Origin of the sequence: Streptomyces sp. NPDC012794 (assembly GCF_042901085.1) — a bacterium.
In the GTDB taxonomy this organism is placed as follows: Bacteria; Actinomycetota; Actinomycetes; order Streptomycetales; family Streptomycetaceae; genus Streptomyces.
In genome coordinates this window covers 253516-273847 of record NZ_JBIBCI010000007.1, presented here as the reverse complement: position 1 = coordinate 273847, position 20332 = coordinate 253516, and the positions used below count along the sequence as shown (strand labels likewise).

Below are 20332 nucleotides of genomic sequence, written 5' to 3'. Positions count from 1 at the left end.
GCCTCGTGAACGTCACCGCCGTCATACCCGCCCGGGGCGGCTCCAAGGGCATCCCCGGGAAGAACACCGCCGAGGTCGGCGGGGTCCCGCTCGTCGCCCGCGCGGTCCTCGCCTGCCGGGGCGCGGCCCACGTGACCCGGGTCGTGGTCTCCACCGACGACGCGGCCATCGCCCGGGCCGCCCGCGAGGCCGGCGCCGAGCTCGTCGACCGCCCCGCCGAGCTGGGCTCCGACCGGGCCTCCAGCGAGTCCGCGCTGCTGCACGCGCTGGACGTACTGGAGGAGCGGCACGGGGAACCCGTGGACGTCCTCGTCTTCGTCCAGTGCACCAGCCCCTTCACCACCCCGGAGGAGGTCGACGGGACGGTCCTGGCCGTGGTCCGCGACGGCGCCGACTCCGCCTTCACCGCGGTGCCCTTCCACGGATTCCTGTGGGGCACCGGCCCCGACGGGGCAGGCCCGGGCCACCACGCGCACGGGGTCAACCACGACAGCTCCGTACGCCTGCGCCGCCAGGACCGCACCCCCGAGTACCTGGAGTCGGGCTCCGTCTACGCCATGCGCGCCGACGGCTTCCGCCGGCACGGCCACCGCTTCTTCGGCCGGACCCAGCTCGTCCCCACGGCCCCGGAGCGGGCCATCGAGATCGACGAGCCCGGCGACCTCGCCCGGGCACGGGCCCTGGCCCCCCTCCTCGACCCGCAGCAGACTCCGGCGGCCCCGTCGTCGCCGGATCCCTCGCAGTACCCCTCGCAGTACCCCGGAAAGGAACTCTGAACAGTGGTGCACAGCAACCGGATCCGCCGCATCGGGAACAAGGAGGTCGGCCCCGGCCGGCCCACCTATGTGATCGGTGAGATCGGGATCAACCACAACGGTGAGCTCGCGAACGCCCTCGCGCTGATCGACGCGGCCGCCGACGCGGGCTGTGACGCGGTGAAGTTCCAGAAGCGCACCCCCGAGATATGCACCCCGCGCGACCAGTGGGACATCGAGCGGGACACCCCCTGGGGGCGGATGACCTACATCGACTACCGCCACCGCGTCGAGTTCGGCGAGGACGAGTACCGGGCCATCGGCGAGCACTGCGCCGCGCGGGGCATCGACTGGTTCGCCTCCCCGTGGGACACCGAGGCCGTGACCTTCCTGGAGAAGTTCGGCGTACCGGCCCACAAGGTGGCCTCCGCCTCCCTGACCGACGACGAGCTGCTCCTCGCCCTGCGCGCGACCGGCAAGACGGTCATCCTGTCCACCGGCATGTCCACGCCCCAGCAGATCCGGCACGCGGTGGAGGTGCTGGGCAGCGCCAACGTCGTGCTGCTGCACGCCACTTCGACGTACCCGGCCAAGGCCGAGGAACTCAACCTGCGCGTGATCAACACGCTCCAGGAGGAGTACCCCAACGTCCCGATCGGCTACTCCGGCCACGAGACCGGCCTGCAGACCACCCTGGCCGCCGTCGCCCTCGGCGCCTGCGCCGTCGAGCGCCACATCACCCTCGACCGCGCCATGTGGGGCTCGGACCAGGCCGCCTCCGTGGAGCCCGGCGGCCTCGCCCGGCTGGTCCGCGACATCCGCACCATCGAGACCGCCCTCGGTGACGGCGTCAAGCGCGTCTACGCCTCCGAACTGGGCCCCATGAAGAAGCTGCGCCGCGTCCAGGGCACCCTCGCCGCCGAGGGGGTGACGGCCTCGGCATGAGCGACACCCTCGCCCTGGTGGAGAGCCCGGCTCAACTACTGAACGTCCTGGAGTGGGCGTACGTCCACCCGGGCGAGGCAGCATCCCTCACCATCGCCGTCCTCCAGCCGACGGACCCGCGCTCGCGTGCGCAGGTCCGCCGGCTGTGCCGGTTCGCCTCGCAGTCCAAGGTGGTCTGGCGGCGCTACGAGGTGCGCGCCGGCTACCTGGGACGGGCGGGGGAACTGGTCCGTCTCGGCCGGGCGGTCGCGGCCGCCCGGCGCCTGGTCATCGGGGACCTGTTCTCCCGTACGATCCAGCTGCTGCTGCCCCGCTCCAAGGCCCGTGAGGTGGTCGTCGTCGACGACGGCACCGCCACCACCGAGCTGGTCAGCCTGCTCACCTGCGGCCGGCAGCTGACCCGCTGGCACCAGGGCGAGCTCAAGCCCTCCGCCAAGGGCGGCCCGGTGAACCGCTGGCTGGCCCGCGGGGACCTGGAACGGGCCACCTTCTTCACCTGCATGCCGGTCACCGCACCGCCCGGCACCGAGGTACGGCCCAACGACTACGCCTGGAGCCGGGCGGCCTTTGGCCCGGTGCGCGTGCGGTCCGGGGCCGACCTGGCGGGCAGCTCCCTGGTGGAGACCGGCGTCGTCGACGAGGACCGGTACATCGAAGCGGTCGGCTGGATCGCGCACCACCGGGCGGCCGGGCGCTACTTCGCGCACCGCAGGGAGAGCGGCCCCAAGCTGGAGCGGATCGCCGCGCTCACCGGCATGGAGATCGTCCATCCCGAGCTGCCGCTCGAACTGACCGCGCTGACCGAGCCCATCGCCCGGACCGTGCTGACCTTCGCGTCCACCATCGCCTACACCCTGCCCATCGTGCTGGCCGGCTCCCCCGTGCGGGTGGAGCTGTGCGACATCGACGACGCCTGGATCACCCCGGACACGGCCGGGCGCTCGGTGGACTTCCTGCACCGGATATCGGCGCTGGCGGTGGACCGGCACAACCTGCCGAGGATCCCGCCCCAGGGGCGGCGGCGCCCCGAGCCGTCAGAACCGCTGCCAGCGGCCCAGTGACAGGCCGGAGCTGTCCTTCTGCCGGTTGACCAGCAGTTCGCCCCGGGCACCGATACAGGCGATGACGACCATGCCCCGGGCGTCGACGGCGAGGGCCGGGGAGCCCAGGCACTCCTCGCCGATCTCGGTCCACCAGAGTCCGGCCGCCTCGTGTTCCGTGGGGTACCCCGCCAGGGCGGTGCGCCCGTTGACCGCCCGGTAGGCCAGGACCGTGCAGTCGTACCCGTCGACCAGCGCGCGCACGGCGGCCACCGCCCCGGCCGCCGGCCCGCCGCCCAGCGCCAGCACCCCGGCGCCGTCCCGGCAGGCGAACACCCCGCTTCCGTCGGCGGCGTGCCAGAAGTGGGTGACGCGGCCCGGAGCCGTCTCCAGCGTGCGCACCGAACCGTCCTGGGCGAGGTACGGGATGTTTTCGCCCCGCTCCAGCGGGCCGCCGGGCCCCGACTGGGCCCAGCGGGAGAGGCCCCTCTCGCCGGGCGCGGCCAGCCAGATCCTGCCCTCGGGGGTGGAGTCGGCGCCGGTGCCCTCGAAGAACTTGCTGCCGCGGAGGTCTTCCCAGTCCTGCCAGCCGCCCTTCCTGTCCTGGCGTTTGACGTGGACGCCGCGTCCGGCGTTGCGGACGAAGACGTGGGGCGTGCCCTGGGCGTCCACCGCCAGCGTCGGGGGGCCTCCGCGGTGGTGCATCTCGGGCCGCTGGTAGAGGGTGCCGAGGGAATGCCAGGGCCCCATCGGGCGGCCGGTCTGGTACTGCACCGCGTGGTGGTAGGTGACCGTCTCGGCGTCCCCGGTCCTGGTGCGGCGCCGGCCCGCGAAGTGGGCGTACCCGTCGGGGCCCTGGCCCACCGTGAGGTCGGTCAGCCCGTCGGCGGGGAAGAGGTCGGGGCCGCTCCAGCCGGGTCCGCCGGGGGCGCGTTCGGTCCAGCGGAGCAGGCCGCTCTCGGCGCGCGCGTAGGCGGTGAGCCGGCCGTCCTTGCCCGCGAGGAGCCAACGGCCGGTCAGGGGGCCCAGCGCCACGGTGTTCCAGTCGCCGGCGGGGACTCGGCCCGCTCCGGGGGAGGGCCGCTCGGGGGAGCTGTTCGGAGCGCGTCGGGATCGCGTCGCCATGAACCGCAGCAACCCTTCCGCTTCACCATTCGAACAGAATCAGGATACCCCGGGGGCCCGGGGCGGCCTCCTGCGTCTATGTTGTAGCCCGCGAGATCCCCCCGAGATCCCCACCGGATCTCCCGCCACCCGTTCGGAAGGACCGGTCCCCGGGCATGACTTCAGACTCCACCGCCACCACGACACCGCCCCGCTCGCGCGCCGCACGGATCCGGCGGGGGCTCGCCTGGACGGCGGCCGTCGTGGTCCTCGGCGCGGCGGGGTCCGGCTGGTGGGTCTACGACCACCTCAACGGGAACATCGACAGCGTCGACCTGGACCAGGCCATCGGCACGGACAACCGGCCGCCCAAGTCGGCCGGGAACGCGCGGAACGTCCTGGTCCTCGGCTCCGACTCGCGGGCCGGCGCCAACGGCGAACTGGACCACGGCCACGTGAGCGGGGCCCGCTCCGACACCGCCATGCTGGTGCACATACCCGAGGGCCGGGCCAGGGCCACCGCGGTGAGCATTCCGCGCGACACCCTGATCACCCGGCCCGAGTGCAAGGACAGGGACGGCAAGACCGTTCCCGAAGCCGGCCGCGTCATGTTCAACTCCGTCTACGCGCTGGGCGGTCCGGCCTGCGTGGTCAAGACGGTGGAGCAGCTGTCCGGGATCCGCGTGGACCACTTCGTCGAGGTGGACTTCGCCGGCTTCAAGGGGCTGGTGGACGCCCTCGGCGGGGTCACCGTCACCCTCGACCAGCCGATGACCGGTGCGAAGGGCGGCCTCAAGCTCGACGCGGGCACGCACCGGCTGAACGGCACCGACGCGCTGAAGTTCGTACGGACCCGCTACGGCTACGGGGACGGCAGCGACCTCGGACGCATAGGGCTCCAGCAGCAGTTCATGATCGCGATGCTGTCCGAGATCAAGAAGCAGGACGCCTTCGGCAATCCGGCGCGGCTCTACAAGCTGGCCGACGCCGGCACCAAGTCGCTGACCACCGACTCCGATCTGGCCTCGCTCACCGCGCTGTCCGATTTCGCGCAGAGCATGAAGGGCGTGGACCCGTCCACCATGGAGACCATCATGCTGCCGGTGGCCTACGACAAGGTGGACCGCAACCGGGTCGTCGTCGCACAGGAGCAGGCCTCCCAGCTGTGGGAGGCCCTGCGCACCGACCAGAAGGTCCCCGCCTCGGCGAAGGACTCCCCCGCCAAGGGCGGCCCGGGCGCCAAGTCTCCGGCGCCCAGGCCCTCCCCGTCGGGTTCGCGTTAGTACTCCGCGTCCTGGCCGGCCTGGGCCAGGCGGCTCTTGCGCCTGCCGTACAGGAAGTAGACGACGATGCCGACCGCCATCCAGATCCCGAAGCGCAGCCAGGTCTCGGCCGGCAGGTTGAGCATCAGCCAGACCGACGCCGCCATCGACAGGATCGGGATCAGCGGCACCCACGGGGTGCGGAAGGCCCGGTGCAGGTCGGGTCGGGTCCTGCGCAGGATGATCACGCCGAGCGCCACGATGACGAAGGCGAACAGGGTGCCGATGTTGACCAGTTCCGCGAGCTTCTCGAGGCTGGTGAACCCGGCGACGACGGCGATGAGCACGCCGAGCAGCAGGGTGGCCCGGTAGGGGGTGCGGTACTTCGGGTGCGTGACGGAGAAGACCCGCGGCAGCAGTCCGTCACGGCTCATCGCGAAGAACACGCGGGTCTGGCCCAGCAGCAGGATCATGCACACCGTGATGAGGCCGACGGACGCCCCGAGGCTGATGGCCCCGGAGAAGAAGGGCTGGTCGACGGCCTTGAAGGCGTCGGCGAGCGGGGCGGTCGGCGACATCTCCCGGTAGTACTGCATGCCGGTGACCACGACCGTCACCGCGACGTACAGCACCGTGCAGATCAGCAGCGAGCCCAGGATGCCGCGCGGCATGTCCCGTTGCGGGTTCTTGGTCTCCTCGGCCGCGGTGGCCACGACGTCGAAGCCGATGAAGGCGAAGAAGACGAGGGAGGCCGCGGTGAAGATGCCCATGATGCCGAAGTTGGTGGGTTCGTAGCCGAACAGCAGCTGGACCAGTGGCGCGTGCCAGCCGGCTCCGCCGGCCTGGGGCTCGGCGGGCGGGATGAACGGGGAGTAGTTGTCGGCCTTGATGAAGAACAGGCCCGCGATGATGACCAGCATCACCACGGTGACCTTGATGGCGACGACGACCGCGGTGATGCGGGCCGACAGCTTCGTCCCGACGACGAGGACCGCGGTCAGCACCAGGACGAGGAGGAAGGCCAGCAGGTCGAAGGTTCCGCCCTCGTCGGGCCCGGACAGCGCGACGGGCATGTCCCAGCCGAGGTTCGTGTGCATGAGGTGCCGTACGTATCCGGACCAGCCGACCGCCACGACGGCGGTGCCGAGCGCGAATTCGAGCACCAGGTCCCAGCCGATGATCCAGGCGGGCAGCTCGCCGATCGAGGCGTACGCGAAGGTGTAGGCCGAGCCGGCCACCGGGACGGTGGACGCGAACTCCGCGTAGCAGAGCGCTGCGAGGGCACAGACGACGCCTGCGGCCACGAAGGCGAGGGCGGTGGCGGGTCCGGCGTTGTTCCGGGCCGCGATGCCCGTGAGGACGAAGATGCCGGTGCCGATGATGACGCCGACACCGAAGACCGTCAGGTCCCAGGCGGAGAGCGATTTGCGGAGCGCGTGCTCCGGCTCCTCCGTGTCACGGATGGACTGTTCCACCGTCTTGGTGCGGAACGGGCTGTTCTGATCCGTGCTCACCTACGCACCTCCCAAGAAGTACGCGAACGGGCCGGGAGGCCCACCCCTCAAGGGTGATCTCCCGGCCCGTGACGTGCAACCGCGCGGTCCGGCCCGTCGGGCCCGTCGGGCCCGTCAGGCTAGTCGAGGGCGGCGTGCTCGTTCTCGTAGCGCCCGTCCAGCTTGGCGACCAGACCGGTGACCTGGCGGGCGATGTCCGGGGCGGTCAGGCCGATCTCGGCCATGATCTCCTTGCGCAGCGCGTGGTCGAGGAAGCGCTGCGGGATGCCGAAGTCGCGCAGCGGCACGTCGACGCCCGCGTCGCGCAGGGCCTGGGAGACGGCCGCGCCCACACCGCCGGTGCGGCCGTTGTCCTCGACGGTGACGACGACCCGGTGGCGGTCCGCGAGCGGGGCGAGGGCCTCGTCCACGGGCTTGACCCAGCGGGGGTCGACCACGGTCGAGGAGATGCCCTGCTTGTCCAGCAGGCCGGCGATCTCCAGGCACATCGGGGCGAGGGCGCCGACGGAGACGAGGAGTACGTCCGGCCGGGTGACCTCGGGGTCCGGGGCGCGCAGGACGTCCATGCCGCCGATGCGGCCGACGGCGGGGACGGCCGGGCCGACGACGCCCTTGGAGTAGCGCACGACCGTCGGCGCGTCCTTGACCTCGACGGCCTCCCGCAGCTGGGCGCGCAGCTGCTCGGCGTCGCGCGGGGCGGCCAGGCGCAGGCCGGGGACGACCTGGAGGATGGACATGTCCCACATGCCGTTGTGGGAGGCGCCGTCGTCACCGGTGACCCCGGCGCGGTCCAGCACGAAGGTGACCCCGCACTTGTGCAGGGCCACGTCCATGAGGACCTGGTCGAAGGCGCGGTTGAGGAAGGTGGCGTACACCGCGAAGACGGGGTGGACGCCGCCGGTGGCGAGCCCGGCGGCCGAGGTGGCGCCGTGCTGCTCGGCGATGCCGACGTCGTAGATGCGGTCCGGGAAGGCCTCGGCGAACTTGTTGAGGCCGACCGGGTGGAGCATGGCGGCGGTGATGCCGACGATGTCCTCGCGCTCGTGGCCGAGCTTGACCATCTCGTCGGCGAAGACGGAGGTCCAGCTGGCGGCGGCGGTCTTGACCGGCAGCCCGGTGTCGGGGTGGATCACGCCGACCGCGTGGAAACGGTCCGCCTCGTGCTCCAGGGCCGGGGTGTAGCCGCGGCCCTTCTGGGTGAGGCAGTGGACGATGACCGGGCCGCTGAAGCGCTTGGCGCGCTGGAGGGCGGACTCCAGGGCCTCCATGTCGTGGCCGTCGATGGGGCCGATGTACTTCAGGCCCAGGTCCTCGAACATGCCCTGCGGGGCGATGAAGTCCTTGAGGCCCTTCTTGGCGCCGTGCAGGGTCTCGAAGAGCGGCTTCCCGACGACCGGGGTGCGCTCCAGGATCTCCTTGCCGCGGGCCAGGAAGCGCTCGTAGCCGTCGGTGGTGCGCAGGGTGGCCAGGTGGTTGGCGAGGCCGCCGATGGTGGGGCCGTACGAGCGCTCGTTGTCGTTGACGACGATGACGAGCGGGCGGTCCTTGGCGGCGGCGATGTTGTTCAGCGCCTCCCAGGCCATGCCGCCGGTCAGCGCGCCGTCGCCGATGACGGCGGCGACGTGGTGGTCCTCGCGGCCGAGCACCTCGTTGGCCTTGGCGAGGCCGTCGGCCCAGCCCAGCACCGTGGAGGCGTGGGAGTTCTCGATCACGTCGTGGTCGGACTCGGCGCGCGAGGGGTAGCCGGAGAGGCCGCCCTTGGCGCGCAGGTTCCCGAAGTCCTGGCGGCCGGTGAGCAGCTTGTGGACGTAGGCCTGGTGGCCGGTGTCGAAGAGGACCTTGTCCTTGGGCGATTCGAAGACCCGGTGCAGGGCGATCGTCAGTTCGACCACGCCGAGGTTGGGGCCGAGGTGCCCGCCGGTCTTGGAGACGGCGTCGACGAGGAAGGACCTGATCTCGGCGGCGAGCTGAACCAGCTCCTCCTGGCTGAGCCGGTCCAGATCGCGCGGTCCCTTGATGCGGGTCAGCAGCACCCGTGCCTCCTTGCAGTTGCTTGCTGGTCTGTCGAGTCTAATGTTCCGCTCGCGGAGCCGGTCATCGGGCGGTGCCTGGCGGGGCACGCCTTTGTCATACCTGTGCGCCCCGCAGCGGCACCACACCTCGCGAACGGGTGTATACCTGCACATCCGTACGCATGCGTGCACGCACGGGTGCCCGGTGCCACACGGAGTGGCACCGGGCACTGTGACGGGTCTTACCGCCCGGGATCGGCCCAGGTCGCGCGGTCAGGCGCGGCCGGCCGTCTTCTGGGTCTTGCGGGTCACCGAGTCGATGACCACCGTGGCCAGCAGGACGGCACCGGTGATCATGTACTGGATCGGGGTCGCGATGCCCTCCAGGGCCAGACCGTACTGGATGCTGGTGATGACCATCACACCGAGGAGGGCGTTCCAGGTCCGGCCGCGGCCGCCGAAGAGGCTGGTTCCGCCGATGACGGCCGCCGCGATGACGTTCATCAGGAGGTCGCCGGCGCCGGCGCTCTGGTTGGCCGCCGCGATCTTGGAGGCCCAGAAGAGGCCGCCGATGGCCGCGAAGGTGCCCGCGATCGCGAAGACCGCGATGCGGATCCCGTTGACGTTGATGCCGGCGCGGCGGGAGGCCTCGACGCTGCCTCCGAGGGCGAAGACGTTGCGGCCGAAGGTGGTGCGGCGCAGGACGAAGTCCGTGCCGACCAGGGCGACCACGAAGAGCACCAGGGCCAGCGGCAGGCCCTTGTACTGGTTGAACACGACGGCGGGGCCGAACGTGAACAGGGCCAGCAGGCCGGTGCGCAGCAGGATCTCGCTCAGGGGCCGCGAGGGGACTCCGGCGGCCTCCCGGCGGCGGTTGTCGAAGAAGGTGGCGAGGAAGTACGCCACCGTGGCGAGCGCCGCGAGGCCGTAGCCGGCGGCCACGTCCGAGAAGTAGTACGTGGTGAGCTGCCCGACCACGCCCTCGGAGTCGAGGTTGACGGTGCCGTTGCTGCCCAGGATCTGGAGCATCGCGCCGGACCAGAACAGCAGGCCGGACAGGGTGACCGCGAAGGCGGGGGCCCCGATCTTGGCGAAGAAGAAGCCGTGGACGGCACCGATCAGGGCGCCGCCGGCGACGGCGGCGAGGATCGCGAGCCACTCGTTGATCCCGTGGGTGACGGCGAGGACGGCCACGATCGCGCCCGAGACACCGCTGACGGAGCCGACCGAGAGGTCGATCTCGCCGAGCAGCAGGACGAAGATGATGCCGACGGCCATCATGCCGGTGGCGACCATGGTGATCGCGATGTTGGAGAGGTTCTCCGGGGAGAGGAAGTTCGAGTTCAGCCCCTGGAAAATGCCCCAGATGATGATCAGGCCGAGGACGACCGGGATGGAGCCCAGGTCGCCGGCCTTCATCTTGCGGCCGAACTCGCTCAGGTAGCCGGACAGCCCCTGCTCGCGCACGAGCAGGCGCGGGTCCACCACGGGAATGGCGTCCGCCGGGGCGGCGGGGTTGGCCAGCTTGGCCACCTCTTCCGCCGAGGTGTGGTGTTCGGTGCTCACTTGCGGGCCTCCCCGGTGCGGGCCGCCCGGCGGGTCACGGCGTTGTCCGTGGCCCCGGTGATGGCGGAGATGATCTCTTCCTGCGAGGTGTCGGCGACGTTGAAGACGCCGTTGTTGCGGCCCAGCCGCAGCACCGCCACCTTGTCGGCGACGGCCTTCACGTCGGCCATGTTGTGGCTGATGAGGATGACGGCGTGGCCGCGCTCGCGCAGCCGCTCCACGAGGTCGAGCACCTGTGCGGTCTGCTCGACGCCGAGGGCGGCGGTGGGCTCGTCGAGGATGACGAGCCGGGGCTCGCCCAGCATGGAGCGGGCGATCGCCACGGTCTGGCGCTGGCCGCCGGAGAGCGAGGCGATGGGGATCCGGACACTGGGGATCCGGATGGACAGGGTGGTCAGGAGCTCGCGGGCGCGGCGCTCCATCTCCACCTCGTCGAGGACGCCGAATCGCTTGAGCTCGCGCCCGAGGAAGAGGTTGCCGACGACGTCGATGTTGTCGCACAGCGCGAGGTCCTGGTAGACGGTCGCGATGCCGAGGTTCTGGGCGTCGTGGGGCTTGTTGATGGAGACCGGGCGGCCCTCCCACTCGATGACTCCGTCATCGATGGGGTGCACGCCGGCGATCGTCTTGACCAGCGTGGACTTGCCGGCGCCGTTGTCGCCGACCAGGGCGACGACCTCACCGGAGTGGATCTCGAGTTCTACGTCGGTCAGGGCCTGGACGGCGCCGAACCGCTTCGAGACCCCTCGCAACGCCAGCACGGGCGCAGCGGACACATGAACCATCTCCTTCGCCGCCTGACCGGCGGGGATGTCGTGCAAAAGAGCAGGAGCGGGGCGGATGGGGGATTGTGACAAGCGAAAGGTGAAGCGTTTCTGCCCGGCGCCCCGCGGGTGGCGGGGTATGAGGTGCGGGGCACCGGGCAGGGCAGGTGGGCCGCCGCGCGGGGGCGGCGACGGGGGCCTTACTTGAGGCCGATGGCGGCGCAGGCGGCCGCGAACTTGTCGGTGCAGATCTCCTCGACCGTGTAGACGCCGTCCTTGACGACGGTGTCCTTGATGTTGGCCTTGGTGAGCGAGACGACCGGGATCAGCACGGACGGGACGCCCTTGGAGGTCGGGCTGTCGACCTTGTTGTTGATGATGCCGTCGATCTTCTCGCCCTTGGCGAGGGCGACGGCCATTTCGGCGGCGGCCGCGGCCTCGGGGGCGTACGGCTTGTAGACGCTCATGAACTGCTCGCCCGCCACGATCCGCTGGACGCCGGCCAGTTCGGCGTCCTGGCCGGTGACCGGCGGGAGGGGGGACAGACCGGCGGCCTTGAGGGCGGTGATGATGCCGCCGGCCATGCCGTCGTTGGCCGAGTAGACGCCGATCACCTTGTCCTTGCCGAGCGCGGTGAGCGCGCCCGCCATGTTGGTGTTGGCGTTCTCCGGCTTCCACTCCTTGGTGTCGTACTCCTTGCCGATGTTCACCTTGCCGTCGAGGACGGAGTGGGCGCCCTTCTTGAACAGCGCGGCGTTCGGGTCGGTGACGGAGCCGTTCATCATGACGACCTGGCCGTCCTTGGCCTTGTCGCCCAGGGCCTCCAGCAGGGCCTTGCCCTGGACCTTGCCGACCTCTTCGTTGTCGAAGGAGGTGTAGGCGTCGATCGGGCCCTCCGCCAGGCGGTCGTAGGCGACGACCGGGATGCCGGCGTCCTTGGCCTTCTTGACCGAGCCCGCGATGGCCTTGGCGTCGACCGCGTCGATGATCAGGACGTTCACCTTGTTGGTGATCATCGTGTCGACCTGCGAGTTCTGCGTGGTCGCGTCCTGCTTGGCGTTGGCGTAGACCACCTCGGCCTTGCCGCCGGTGAGATCGGCGACCTTCTTCTCGATCAGCGGCTTGTCGAACTTCTCGTAGCGCGCGGTCTGGTTCTCCGGCAGGAGCAGACCGACCTTGATGGCGTCACCGGCGGCGGCGGAGCCGGAGGGCTTCTTCTCGCCGCCCGCTTCCTTGGCACTGCCACATGCGGCCAGCGAAACGGCCATGGCACCCGCGGCGACGGCTACGGCGGCTCTGCGCATACGCGTGTTCATTCGTTGAACCTCCCTGACGAGGCCGCAACGCTGCGGCCGAGGTGGATGTGAGTCAACCCCGGCCGCAAGTTTGTCGTCAAGGAGTGAATCCTTAACGAGATGACAACGGTGCCATCCGTTATCTAACTGAAGACATGACGGCGGGAGCTCGCACCCCAATGCCATTTTCCGCCAAAAGCGTCGAATCGCCCATCTCGCTGAGTACGAGAGCGAGTGCGCCGAGCACTTCCGCCCGGCCGCCCAACGAGCCCGTGAGCACCGACAGCTGACGGGCCGCGCTGGGGATCGCGTACCGCCCCACGGACTCGCGTATCGGCGAAAGGACCAGTTCACCGGCCTCCGCCAGCGAACCGCCCAGCACCACCCGGCTCGGGTTCAGGAGGTTGCAGAGGCTGGCCACGCCGCTGCCGATGTGGCGGCCCACGTCGGTGACCACCCGGCGGCAGCCCGGGTCCCCGCCCCGGGCCAGCTCGACCACCTTCTCCATCGTCAGCTCGGGCCCGTGCGTGCCCTGGAGCAGCGGCAGCACGTAGCGCGCGGCGGCGAAGGTTTCCAGGCAGCCGCGGTTGCCGCAGCGGCAGACGGGGCCGGATTCGTCCAGCGTGATGTGCCCGATCTCCCCGGCGGTGCCGCCGGGTCCCCGGTAGATCTGCCCGTTGATCACCAGGCCCGCGCCCACACCGCTCGCGACCTTGATGTACGCCAGGTCGCGGACCCCGCGGCCGCTGCCCCAGACCAGCTCCCCCAGCGCGCCGAGGTTCGCGTCGTTGTCCACGTAGACCGGTACGCCCAGGCGCTGCGAGAGCTCCTGGCGCGGATTGATCCCGGCCCAGCCCGGCAGGATCGCGGTCGAGCCCAGCGTGCCGGACTCCACGTCGATGGGGCCCGGTACGCCGAGCCCCACGCCGATGACCTTGTCGCGGGCCACGCCGATGCCTTCGACCAGGCGCCCGACCAGGGTTTCCGCCCGGTCGAAGCCGTCGACCCAGGAGGCGTCCACGTCCAGCGGTTCGGCCTCCTCTGCCAGCACCTGGTGCGCCAGGTTGCCCACGGCCACCCGCAGGTGGGTATGGCCGAAGTCCACGCCGATCACGATGCCGGCGTCGCCGCTGAGCGAGACGCTGCGGGCGCGGCGTCCGCCGGCCGAGGTATCGGTGACCTCGACGGTCCCGCTCTCCTTGAGCTCGCGGACGATGTTGGAGACCGTGGCCGCCGACAGTCCGGTGGTGCGGGCGATCTCCGCCTGGGTCAGCGAACCGGCGAGGCGCACGGCCCGCACGACTCGTTCCAGGTTCGCGCGGTGCAGCGAGGACTGCGATCCGGGAGTCTGCACGACTCATCCACTCCTGCCCATTAGCGGCGGAAATCCGCCGCCCCCCGGCCGGTGTCGCGGCTATGCGCTCCGAGACCCCGGCGTCTCTCCAACTTGTGAACCTTAAGTCGAGCCTTTGGCCACTCCGTCGTCAAGACCCTGAGACGGAGCGAACCGGACACATAGCCGGAAAGTATGAACTAGGGCCGCGAAGATCGTGCCACGGTCGCCGAAGCGCTGTCTCTCCTGTCAGGCATACGTCATCCGTGCCCCCGGCGCACCCCGTGGCGTTCCCCGCCGCCCCGCGCGCGCCGGCCGCCCGTACGACGGTCCGCGCCGGCCGGACCGCTACTTCAGGGTCGCCGAGGTCAGGCCGGCCTGGATCTGGCGCTGGAAGGACAGGTAGACCACAAGCATCGGGATCATCGCGATGGTCACGCCGGCGAACAGCACCGGCAGGTCCGTCTCGTAGCCCATCTGGTACTGGAGCTGGATCAGCCCCTGGGTGAGCATGTAGCGCTCGGGGTCCGATCCGCTCTGCGGCTGCATCAGGACCGACGGCAGGATGTACTGGTTCCACTGGCCCAGGACATTGAATATCCCCACGCTGATCAGGCCGGGCTTGGCCATCGGCAGCATCACCTGGAAGAAGATCCGGGTGTCGGAGGCCCCGTCGATCACGGCGGCCTCGTGCACCGCCGTCGGCAGGGTCCGGAAGAAGGAGTGCATGAAGAAGACGGTGAAGGGCATCGAGTAGGCGATGTAGACCAGGACCAGCCCCTGGTACGTGTTGAGCATGTCCAGGCGCTTGACCATGAAGAACAGCGGTACGAGCGCCAGGAAGACGGGGAACATCGCCCCGCTGACGAAGAAGTAGTAGATGATCCGGTTCCCCCGGAAGGGGTAGCGGGCCAGTACGTACGCGGCCATGGAGCCGAGCAGCATGGTCAGCGGGACCGAGAAGGCCATCACGATCAGGGTGTGGCCGAAGTAGCCGCCGATGCCCTTGTCCCAGGCGCGGCCGAAGGCGTCGAAGTGCCAGTTGGAGGGCCAGCTGAGGGCCGAGGCGCCGATCTGCGTGTCGGTCTTGAACGATCCGAGCGCCAGCCAGACCAGCGGCAGCACGATCAGCACCGCCCAGACGGCGAGGAAGCCGTGCGAGAAGACGTTGAGCGCCATGCCGTCGGAGCGGCGCCGGCCGCCGTCCCCGCCCCTGCCGCCGGCAGCGCCGGACCGCTCCGCCGAGGGCTCGCCCGGCGCCTTGATCACTGTGGTCATCGTGTCTCCCGCTCAGAACTCGATGCGCTCGCGGCGGGTGGCGCGCAGCGTGACGATGGAGAGGATCATGGTCAGGACGAGCATGACCACGCCCATGGCGCAGGCGTAGCCGCTCTTGCCGAAGTACAGGAAGTTGCGCATCAGTACGGTGGCCATGACCTCGCTGTGGTGGTCGGGTCCGCCGCCGAACTGGGCCGAGGTCATGGTCGACACCAGGACGAACATGTCCATCGCCGCGATGCCCAGGTAGACCGCGGAGGTCTGCACGGAGTCCCACAGCAGGGGCAGGGTGACCCTGAAGAAGGTCTGGGCGCGGCCGGCGCCGTCCAGCAGCGCGGCCTCGTAGATGTCCTTCGGCACGGACTGCATGGCCGCCGAGAAGAGGACGAGGTAGAAGCCGACGCCGTGCCAGACCACCACGAGCAGCAGGCACCACAGGACGAGGTCGGGGTCGTTGAGCCATTCGACGGGGTGGGCCGGATCGGCCAGGCCGGCCCGGATGAGGAACCCGTTGAGCAGGCCGCCCTCGTCGCTGCGGTACACCGCCCCGAAGAGCACCGCGAGGATGGCGAGGGAGAGGACCTGCGGGAAGAAGTAGACGATCTTGTAGAAGGCCGATCCGCGGACGCCCCGCACCCCGCCGGCCCCGCCGCGCCCTCCCGCGTTCACCATGAAGGCGAAGAAGAGGGCGAGCAGGATGGTGATCACCGGGACGAACACCAGGAGCAGCAGGTTGTGCCAGAGGGCGATGCGGAAGACCTCGTCCCTCATCAGGGCGGAGTAGTTCTCCAGGCCGACGAAGTCGAACGTCGGTGACTGGCCCGACCAGTTGGTGAAGGAATATCCGAACGTCTGAACGTACGGCCAGATGACGAAGGTCAGGTACAGCGCGAGCGGCAGGAGGAGGAAGCCGGCGATGAAGCCGGTCCTTCCTCCGCGCCGGGCTACGTGGCTCATGGTGTCCGTCCCTGATGACGCTGCCGGTGGACGTGTGGTCAGCTGCGGCGGTTGTTCTTGGCGTTGGGGTCCTTGGCAGCCTTGTCTACCGCAGCCTGGGCCCGCTTGATCCACTCCTTGGGCTGGATCCGCTGGGTCATCAGCTCATTGGACGCGTTCTGGATCTCGGCGTCCATCTCGCTGTACCAGTCGGGGTAGAGGTAGTTGAACGTGTTCGGGCCCGCCGCCTTGACGGCGGAGACGGCCGAGGCGGTGCCCGGGCGGAGCTTGACGGCCGGGTCGACCCCTTCCTTGACGACGGTGAGCGAGTTGGCCTGCTGGGCGAAGAGGGTGGACCATTCGCGTGACAGCATCGAACGCAGGAACTCCAGGCCGCCCGGCTTGTTCGCGGCCTTCTCCGGGACGATGAAGGGTTCGCCGGCGCCGGCCCGGATGGATTCGAAGGGGAGCTTGCTGTCGGCGAGGACCGGGACCGGCAGGAACTTCATGTCGAAGTCGTCGGGGGTCTGCTTGAGCTGCTCGTTCTCCAGCCAGGAGCCGGAGGGGATGAAGGCCGCCTTGTACTGGTTCCAGGCGGTCTGGGACTCGGTGTGGGTCAGGCCGTTGGTGCCGGGCATGAGGTAGCCCTTCTCGACCACCTCGTAGACCGCCTCGACGGCGGCCAGGGCGGCGGGGTTGCCCTCGAAGGCGTTCGGCGCCAGGTTGTCGATGGCCTTCATGGCCTCCAGACCGCCCTTCTTGGCGATCAGGTCCATGATGACGACATTGATGTAGTACGGGAACTTGCCCTGGTGGGCCAGGCCGCCGATGCCGGCCTCCTTGGCCTTGGCGCAGACGGCCAGGAACTCGTCCCAGGTCTTGGGCTCGGTCCAGCCCTTCTCCTTGAAGAGCTTGCCCGAGTACCAGAAGCCGTAGACGGTGTAGACGTAGTAGAGGGCGACGAACTTGCCCCCCTGCGTGCCCTGTTCGACGGTGCCGGGGATGAGCGTGTCCCGGACCTTCTTGCCGGGGTCGTCGAGCGAGGGCGCGTCGAGCACGACGCTGAGGTCGGCGAGCTGGCCGCCCTTCGCGAGGACGTCGATCTTGATCTGCTGGGCGCCGGAGTCGTCGACGACGTCCGGCGGGGTGCCGCCGTTGAAGCGGGGCTGGAGCTTGGCCGCGATCTCCTGGGTGCTGACGTGGGAGCTGGTGGTGCCCCACTTCTTGTCGAAGGCGGCCTCCCAGGCCTTCGCGTAGTCGTCGCCGAAGCCGCCCTTGAAGACGACCACGTCGAGCTTGCCGCCCTTGGCGACGCCGAAGGGGTTCTCCTTGGACACGACCCCCTTGTCGGGGCCCTTCGTGGTGCCCTCACCACCGGAGGCGCAGGCGGACAGGAAGCTCATCGTCGGCACGCCGATCAGTCCGAGCGCTGCGGAACGCTTGATCAGATCACGGCGGCCGAGGCCCTCACCAGTGGATCCCATGCTCATGTCCTCGCCTTCGTCAGAAGTGTGAAGGAGGCCGGAAATCGCGGCAGTTACCACAAGGCGGGCCTCACCGCGGGCACCCCGGCTTCCCCCGGCCCGGAGCCGCTGATCGCACGGTGGCCCGGACGGGCACAGGTATAGTCCACTTCCGCTCGGCTCAGCAAGATCGTGCACAAGGATCGTTCCCGGCTTTTCCGAGTTGAGACCTGTCCGTCACCTGGGACCGCCGCCGCGAAAAGCGGAAGGGCCGCACCCCCTTAACGGGGGTACGGCCCTATGGTGCCGACAGACGGCGGATCGCTCCGCCTGGCGCGCCCTTAGCCGCGGATCAGGTTCCGCAGGACGTACTGCATGATGCCGCCGTTGCGGTAGTAGTCGGCCTCACCCGGCGTGTCGATGCGGACGACCGCGTCGAAGGAGACACCGGTGTCGGTGGTGACCTTGACCGTGCGCGGGGTGGTGCCGTTGTTCAGCTCCTCCACACCGGTGAAGGAGAAGGTCTCCTCGCCGGTGAGGCCCAGGGAGGCCGCGTTGGCGCCCTCGGGGAACTGCAGGGGCAGGACGCCCATGCCGATCAGGTTGGAGCGGTGGATGCGCTCGTAGGACTCGGCGATGACGGCCTTGACACCGAGCAGCGCGGTGCCCTTGGCCGCCCAGTCGCGGGAGGAGCCGGAGCCGTACTCCTTGCCCGCCAGGATGACCAGCGGGATGCCGGCGGCCTGGTAGTTCTGCGAGGCGTCGTAGATGAAGGAGACCGGCGCGCCCTCGACGGTGAAGTCGCGGGTGAAGCCGCCCTCGGTGCCCGGCGCGATCTGGTTGCGCAGGCGGATGTTGGCGAACGTACCGCGGATCATGACCTCGTGGTTGCCGCGGCGGGAACCGTACGAGTTGAAGTCGCGGCGCTCGACGCCGTGCTCCGTGAGGTACTTGCCGGCCGGGGTGTCGGCCTTGATCGCACCGGCCGGGGAGATGTGGTCGGTGGTGACCGAGTCGCCCAGCTTCGCCAGCACGCGGGCGCCGGTGATGTCGGAGACCGGGGTGGTCTCCATCGTCATGCCCTCGAAGTAGGGGGGCTTGCGGACGTAGGTGGACTGCGGGTCCCACTCGAAGGTGTTGCCGGTCGGGATCGACAGCGCCTGCCACTGGGCGTCGCCCGCGAAGACGTCCTGGTAGGACTTGTTGAACATGTCCTCGCCGATGGCGTTCGCCACGACGTCGTTGACCTCGGCCTCGGAGGGCCAGATGTCCTGGAGGAAGACCGGCTTGCCCTCGGTGTCGGTGCCGATGGCGTCCTTGGTGATGTCCACCTTCATGGAGCCCGCGATGGCGTACGCGACGACCAGCGGCGGGGAGGCCAGGTAGTTCATCTTGACGTCGGGGTTGATGCGGCCCTCGAAGTTGCGGTTGCCCGAGAGGACCGAGGTGACCGCGAGGTCGTGCTCGTTGATCGCCTTCGAGATCTCCTCGTCCAGCGGACCGGAGTTGCCGATGCAGGTGGTGCAGCCGTACCCGACGAGGTTGAAGCCCATCTTGTCGAGGTACGGGGTCAGGCCGGCCTTGTCGAAGTAGTCGGTGACGACCTTCGAGCCGGGGGCCAGGGTGGTCTTGACCCACGGCTTGCGGGTCAGGCCCTTCTCGACCGCCTTCTTGGCCACGAGCGCCGCGGCGACCATGACGTAGGGGTTCGAGGTGTTGGTGCAGGAGGTGATCGCGGCGACGGTGACGGCGCCGTGGTCGATCTCGAAGGAGGAGCCGTCGGCCAGGGTGACCAGGGTGGGCTTGGACGGGGCGCCGTTCGGGTGGTTCGCCGGGGCGTCGGAGGCCGGGAAGGACTCCTTGCCCGCCTCGTCCACGTCGTCGACGTAGTTGCGCACGTCCTGGGCGAACTGCTGCGAGGCGTTGGCGAGGACGATGCGGTCCTGCGGGCGCTTCGGGCCGGCGATGGAGGGGACGACCGTGGAGAGGTCGAGCTCCAGCTTCTCGGAGAAGTCCGGCTCGGCGGCCGGGTCCAGCCACAGGCCCTGCTCCTTGGCGTACGCCTCGACCAGCGCGACCTGCTGGGCGTCGCGGCCCGTCAGGCGCAGGTACTTCAGCGTCTCGTCGTCGATCGGGAAGATCGCGGCGGTCGAGCCGAACTCCGGCGACATGTTGCCGATGGTGGCGCGGTTCGCGAGCGAGGTGGCGGCGACGCCCTCACCGTAGAACTCGACGAACTTGCCGACGACGCCGTGCTTGCGCAGCATCTCGGTGATGGTGAGCACCAGGTCGGTGGCGGTGGTGCCGGTCGGCAGCTCGCCGGTCAGCTTGAAGCCCACGACGCGCGGGATCAGCATGGAGACCGGCTGGCCCAGCATCGCGGCCTCGGCCTCGATGCCGCCGACGCCCCAGCCCAGCACGCCCAGGCCGTTGACCATGGTGGTGTGCGAGTCGGTGCCGACGAGGGTGTCGGGGTACGCCTGGCCGTTCCGGACCATGACCGTGCGGGCCAGGTGCTCGATGTTGACCTGGTGGACGATGCCGGTGCCCGGGGGGACGACCTTGAACTCGTCGAAGGCGGTCTGGCCCCAGCGCAGGAACTGGTAGCGCTCCTTGTTGCGGCCGTACTCCAGCTCCACGTTCTGGGAGAACGCGTCCTTGGTGCCGAACTTGTCGGCGATGACGGAGTGGTCGATGACCAGCTCGGCCGGCGCCAGCGGGTTGATCTTGGACGGGTCGCCGCCGAGCTCCTTCACGGCCTCACGCATGGTGGCGAGGTCCACGACACAGGGAACGCCGGTGAAGTCCTGCATGATCACGCGGGCCGGCGTGAACTGGATCTCCTGGCTGGGCTGCGCCTGGGAGTCCCAGCCACCGAGCGCCCGGATGTGGTCGGCGGTGATGTTCGCGCCGTCCTCCGTGCGGAGCAGGTTCTCCAGCAGGACCTTCAGGCTGTAGGGAAGGCGGGCGGCGCCCTCAACCTTGTCCAGCCGGAAGATCTCGTACGACTCGTCGCCCACCTGCAGCGTGCTGCGGGCGTCGAAGCTGTTCGCCGACACGACAGT

At 69.7% G+C, this 20332-nt stretch carries 15 protein-coding genes; 4 read left to right on the top strand and 11 right to left on the bottom strand.

Annotated features, from left to right (window positions below):
• Nucleotides 1–5 precede the first annotated feature (5 nt).
• The 3 genes from ACFY7H_RS16345 to ACFY7H_RS16335 are packed head-to-tail and all read left to right on the top strand — an operon-like array spanning nucleotide 6 to nucleotide 2761.
• On the top strand, nucleotides 6–776 hold the full coding sequence (locus ACFY7H_RS16345; protein ID WP_388938533.1) for a cytidylyltransferase domain-containing protein: 771 nt from the start codon (nucleotides 6–8) through the stop codon (nucleotides 774–776).
• A gap of 3 nt (nucleotides 777–779) precedes the next feature.
• Nucleotides 780–1700, top strand: coding sequence for an N-acetylneuraminate synthase family protein (locus ACFY7H_RS16340; protein WP_388938531.1), 921 nt, complete (start codon nucleotides 780–782; stop codon nucleotides 1698–1700).
• On the top strand, nucleotides 1697–2761 hold the full coding sequence (locus ACFY7H_RS16335) for a hypothetical protein (protein ID WP_388938529.1): 1065 nt from the start codon (nucleotides 1697–1699) through the stop codon (nucleotides 2759–2761). Before ACFY7H_RS16340 ends, ACFY7H_RS16335 begins: the two co-directional genes overlap by 4 nt.
• Here ACFY7H_RS16335 and ACFY7H_RS16330 read toward each other — a convergent pair.
• Nucleotides 2735–3865, bottom strand: a complete 1131-nt coding sequence (locus tag ACFY7H_RS16330) for a hypothetical protein (RefSeq protein ID WP_388938527.1) — start codon at nucleotides 3863–3865, stop codon at nucleotides 2735–2737. The two genes, ACFY7H_RS16335 and ACFY7H_RS16330, sit on opposite strands and share 27 nt — an antisense overlap.
• A gap of 155 nt (nucleotides 3866–4020) precedes the next feature.
• Here ACFY7H_RS16330 and ACFY7H_RS16325 point away from each other — a divergent pair, with 155 nt between their 5' ends.
• Nucleotides 4021–5127 carry an LCP family protein gene (locus ACFY7H_RS16325; RefSeq protein ID WP_388938525.1) on the top strand — a complete coding sequence of 369 codons (1107 nt, stop codon included), beginning with the start codon at nucleotides 4021–4023 and terminating at the stop codon, nucleotides 5125–5127.
• On the opposite strand, the gene ACFY7H_RS16320 is transcribed toward ACFY7H_RS16325, so the two are convergent.
• From ACFY7H_RS16320 to acnA, 10 genes are all read right to left on the bottom strand, one after another.
• A complete protein-coding gene (locus ACFY7H_RS16320) occupies nucleotides 5124–6620 on the bottom strand; it encodes an amino acid permease (protein ID WP_388938522.1) in 1497 nt (498 codons plus the stop codon). The two genes, ACFY7H_RS16325 and ACFY7H_RS16320, sit on opposite strands and share 4 nt — an antisense overlap.
• Before the next feature lie 119 nt (nucleotides 6621–6739).
• Nucleotides 6740–8653: a 1-deoxy-D-xylulose-5-phosphate synthase gene (gene dxs, locus ACFY7H_RS16315; protein WP_388938519.1), complete on the bottom strand. Its 1914-nt coding sequence runs from the start codon at nucleotides 8651–8653 to the stop codon at nucleotides 6740–6742.
• Nucleotides 8654–8905: 252 nt separating this feature from the next.
• On the bottom strand, nucleotides 8906–10165 hold the full coding sequence (locus tag ACFY7H_RS16310) for a sugar ABC transporter permease (protein WP_388938665.1): 1260 nt from the start codon (nucleotides 10163–10165) through the stop codon (nucleotides 8906–8908).
• A 29-nt stretch (nucleotides 10166–10194) separates the two neighbouring features.
• Entirely contained in the window at nucleotides 10195–10983 is a 789-nt protein-coding gene (locus tag ACFY7H_RS16305) for an ATP-binding cassette domain-containing protein (RefSeq protein WP_388938517.1), read from the bottom strand.
• Between the two features lie 179 nt (nucleotides 10984–11162).
• Nucleotides 11163–12278: a sugar ABC transporter substrate-binding protein gene (locus tag ACFY7H_RS16300; protein WP_388938515.1), complete on the bottom strand. Its 1116-nt coding sequence runs from the start codon at nucleotides 12276–12278 to the stop codon at nucleotides 11163–11165.
• 118 nt (nucleotides 12279–12396) lie between these two features.
• Nucleotides 12397–13611, bottom strand: a complete 1215-nt coding sequence (locus ACFY7H_RS16295) for an ROK family protein (RefSeq protein ID WP_388938513.1) — start codon at nucleotides 13609–13611, stop codon at nucleotides 12397–12399.
• A 327-nt stretch (nucleotides 13612–13938) separates the two neighbouring features.
• Nucleotides 13939–14868 (bottom strand): carbohydrate ABC transporter permease, encoded by a 930-nt coding sequence (locus ACFY7H_RS16290; RefSeq protein ID WP_388938511.1) that lies wholly within the window; start codon nucleotides 14866–14868, stop codon nucleotides 13939–13941.
• Nucleotides 14869–14880: 12 nt separating this feature from the next.
• A complete protein-coding gene (locus ACFY7H_RS16285; RefSeq protein WP_388938508.1) occupies nucleotides 14881–15825 on the bottom strand; it encodes a carbohydrate ABC transporter permease in 945 nt (314 codons plus the stop codon).
• Between the two features lie 38 nt (nucleotides 15826–15863).
• Nucleotides 15864–17288 (bottom strand): N-acetylglucosamine/diacetylchitobiose ABC transporter substrate-binding protein, encoded by a 1425-nt coding sequence (ngcE, locus tag ACFY7H_RS16280; protein ID WP_388938664.1) that lies wholly within the window; start codon nucleotides 17286–17288, stop codon nucleotides 15864–15866.
• Nucleotides 17289–17608: 320 nt separating this feature from the next.
• A complete protein-coding gene (gene acnA / locus ACFY7H_RS16275) occupies nucleotides 17609–20326 on the bottom strand; it encodes an aconitate hydratase AcnA (protein ID WP_388938506.1) in 2718 nt (905 codons plus the stop codon).
• Nucleotides 20327–20332: the final 6 nt, after the last annotated feature.

What these genes read in the sequence shown, in the direction of transcription:
- ACFY7H_RS16335 (WP_388938529.1), top strand. Translation starts at nt 1,697, where the DNA reads ATGAGCGACACCCTCGCCCTGGTGGAGAGCCCGGCTCAACTACTGAAC.
- ACFY7H_RS16330 (WP_388938527.1), bottom strand. Translation starts at nt 3,865, where the DNA reads ATGGCGACGCGATCCCGACGCGCTCCGAACAGCTCCCCCGAGCGGCCC.
- ACFY7H_RS16325 (WP_388938525.1), top strand. Translation starts at nt 4,021, where the DNA reads ATGACTTCAGACTCCACCGCCACCACGACACCGCCCCGCTCGCGCGCC.
- ACFY7H_RS16305 (WP_388938517.1), bottom strand. Translation starts at nt 10,983, where the DNA reads ATGGTTCATGTGTCCGCTGCGCCCGTGCTGGCGTTGCGAGGGGTCTCG.
- ACFY7H_RS16300 (WP_388938515.1), bottom strand. Translation starts at nt 12,278, where the DNA reads ATGAACACGCGTATGCGCAGAGCCGCCGTAGCCGTCGCCGCGGGTGCC.
- ACFY7H_RS16290 (WP_388938511.1), bottom strand. Translation starts at nt 14,868, where the DNA reads ATGACCACAGTGATCAAGGCGCCGGGCGAGCCCTCGGCGGAGCGGTCC.
- ACFY7H_RS16285 (WP_388938508.1), bottom strand. Translation starts at nt 15,825, where the DNA reads ATGAGCCACGTAGCCCGGCGCGGAGGAAGGACCGGCTTCATCGCCGGC.
- ngcE (WP_388938664.1), bottom strand. Translation starts at nt 17,288, where the DNA reads ATGGGATCCACTGGTGAGGGCCTCGGCCGCCGTGATCTGATCAAGCGT.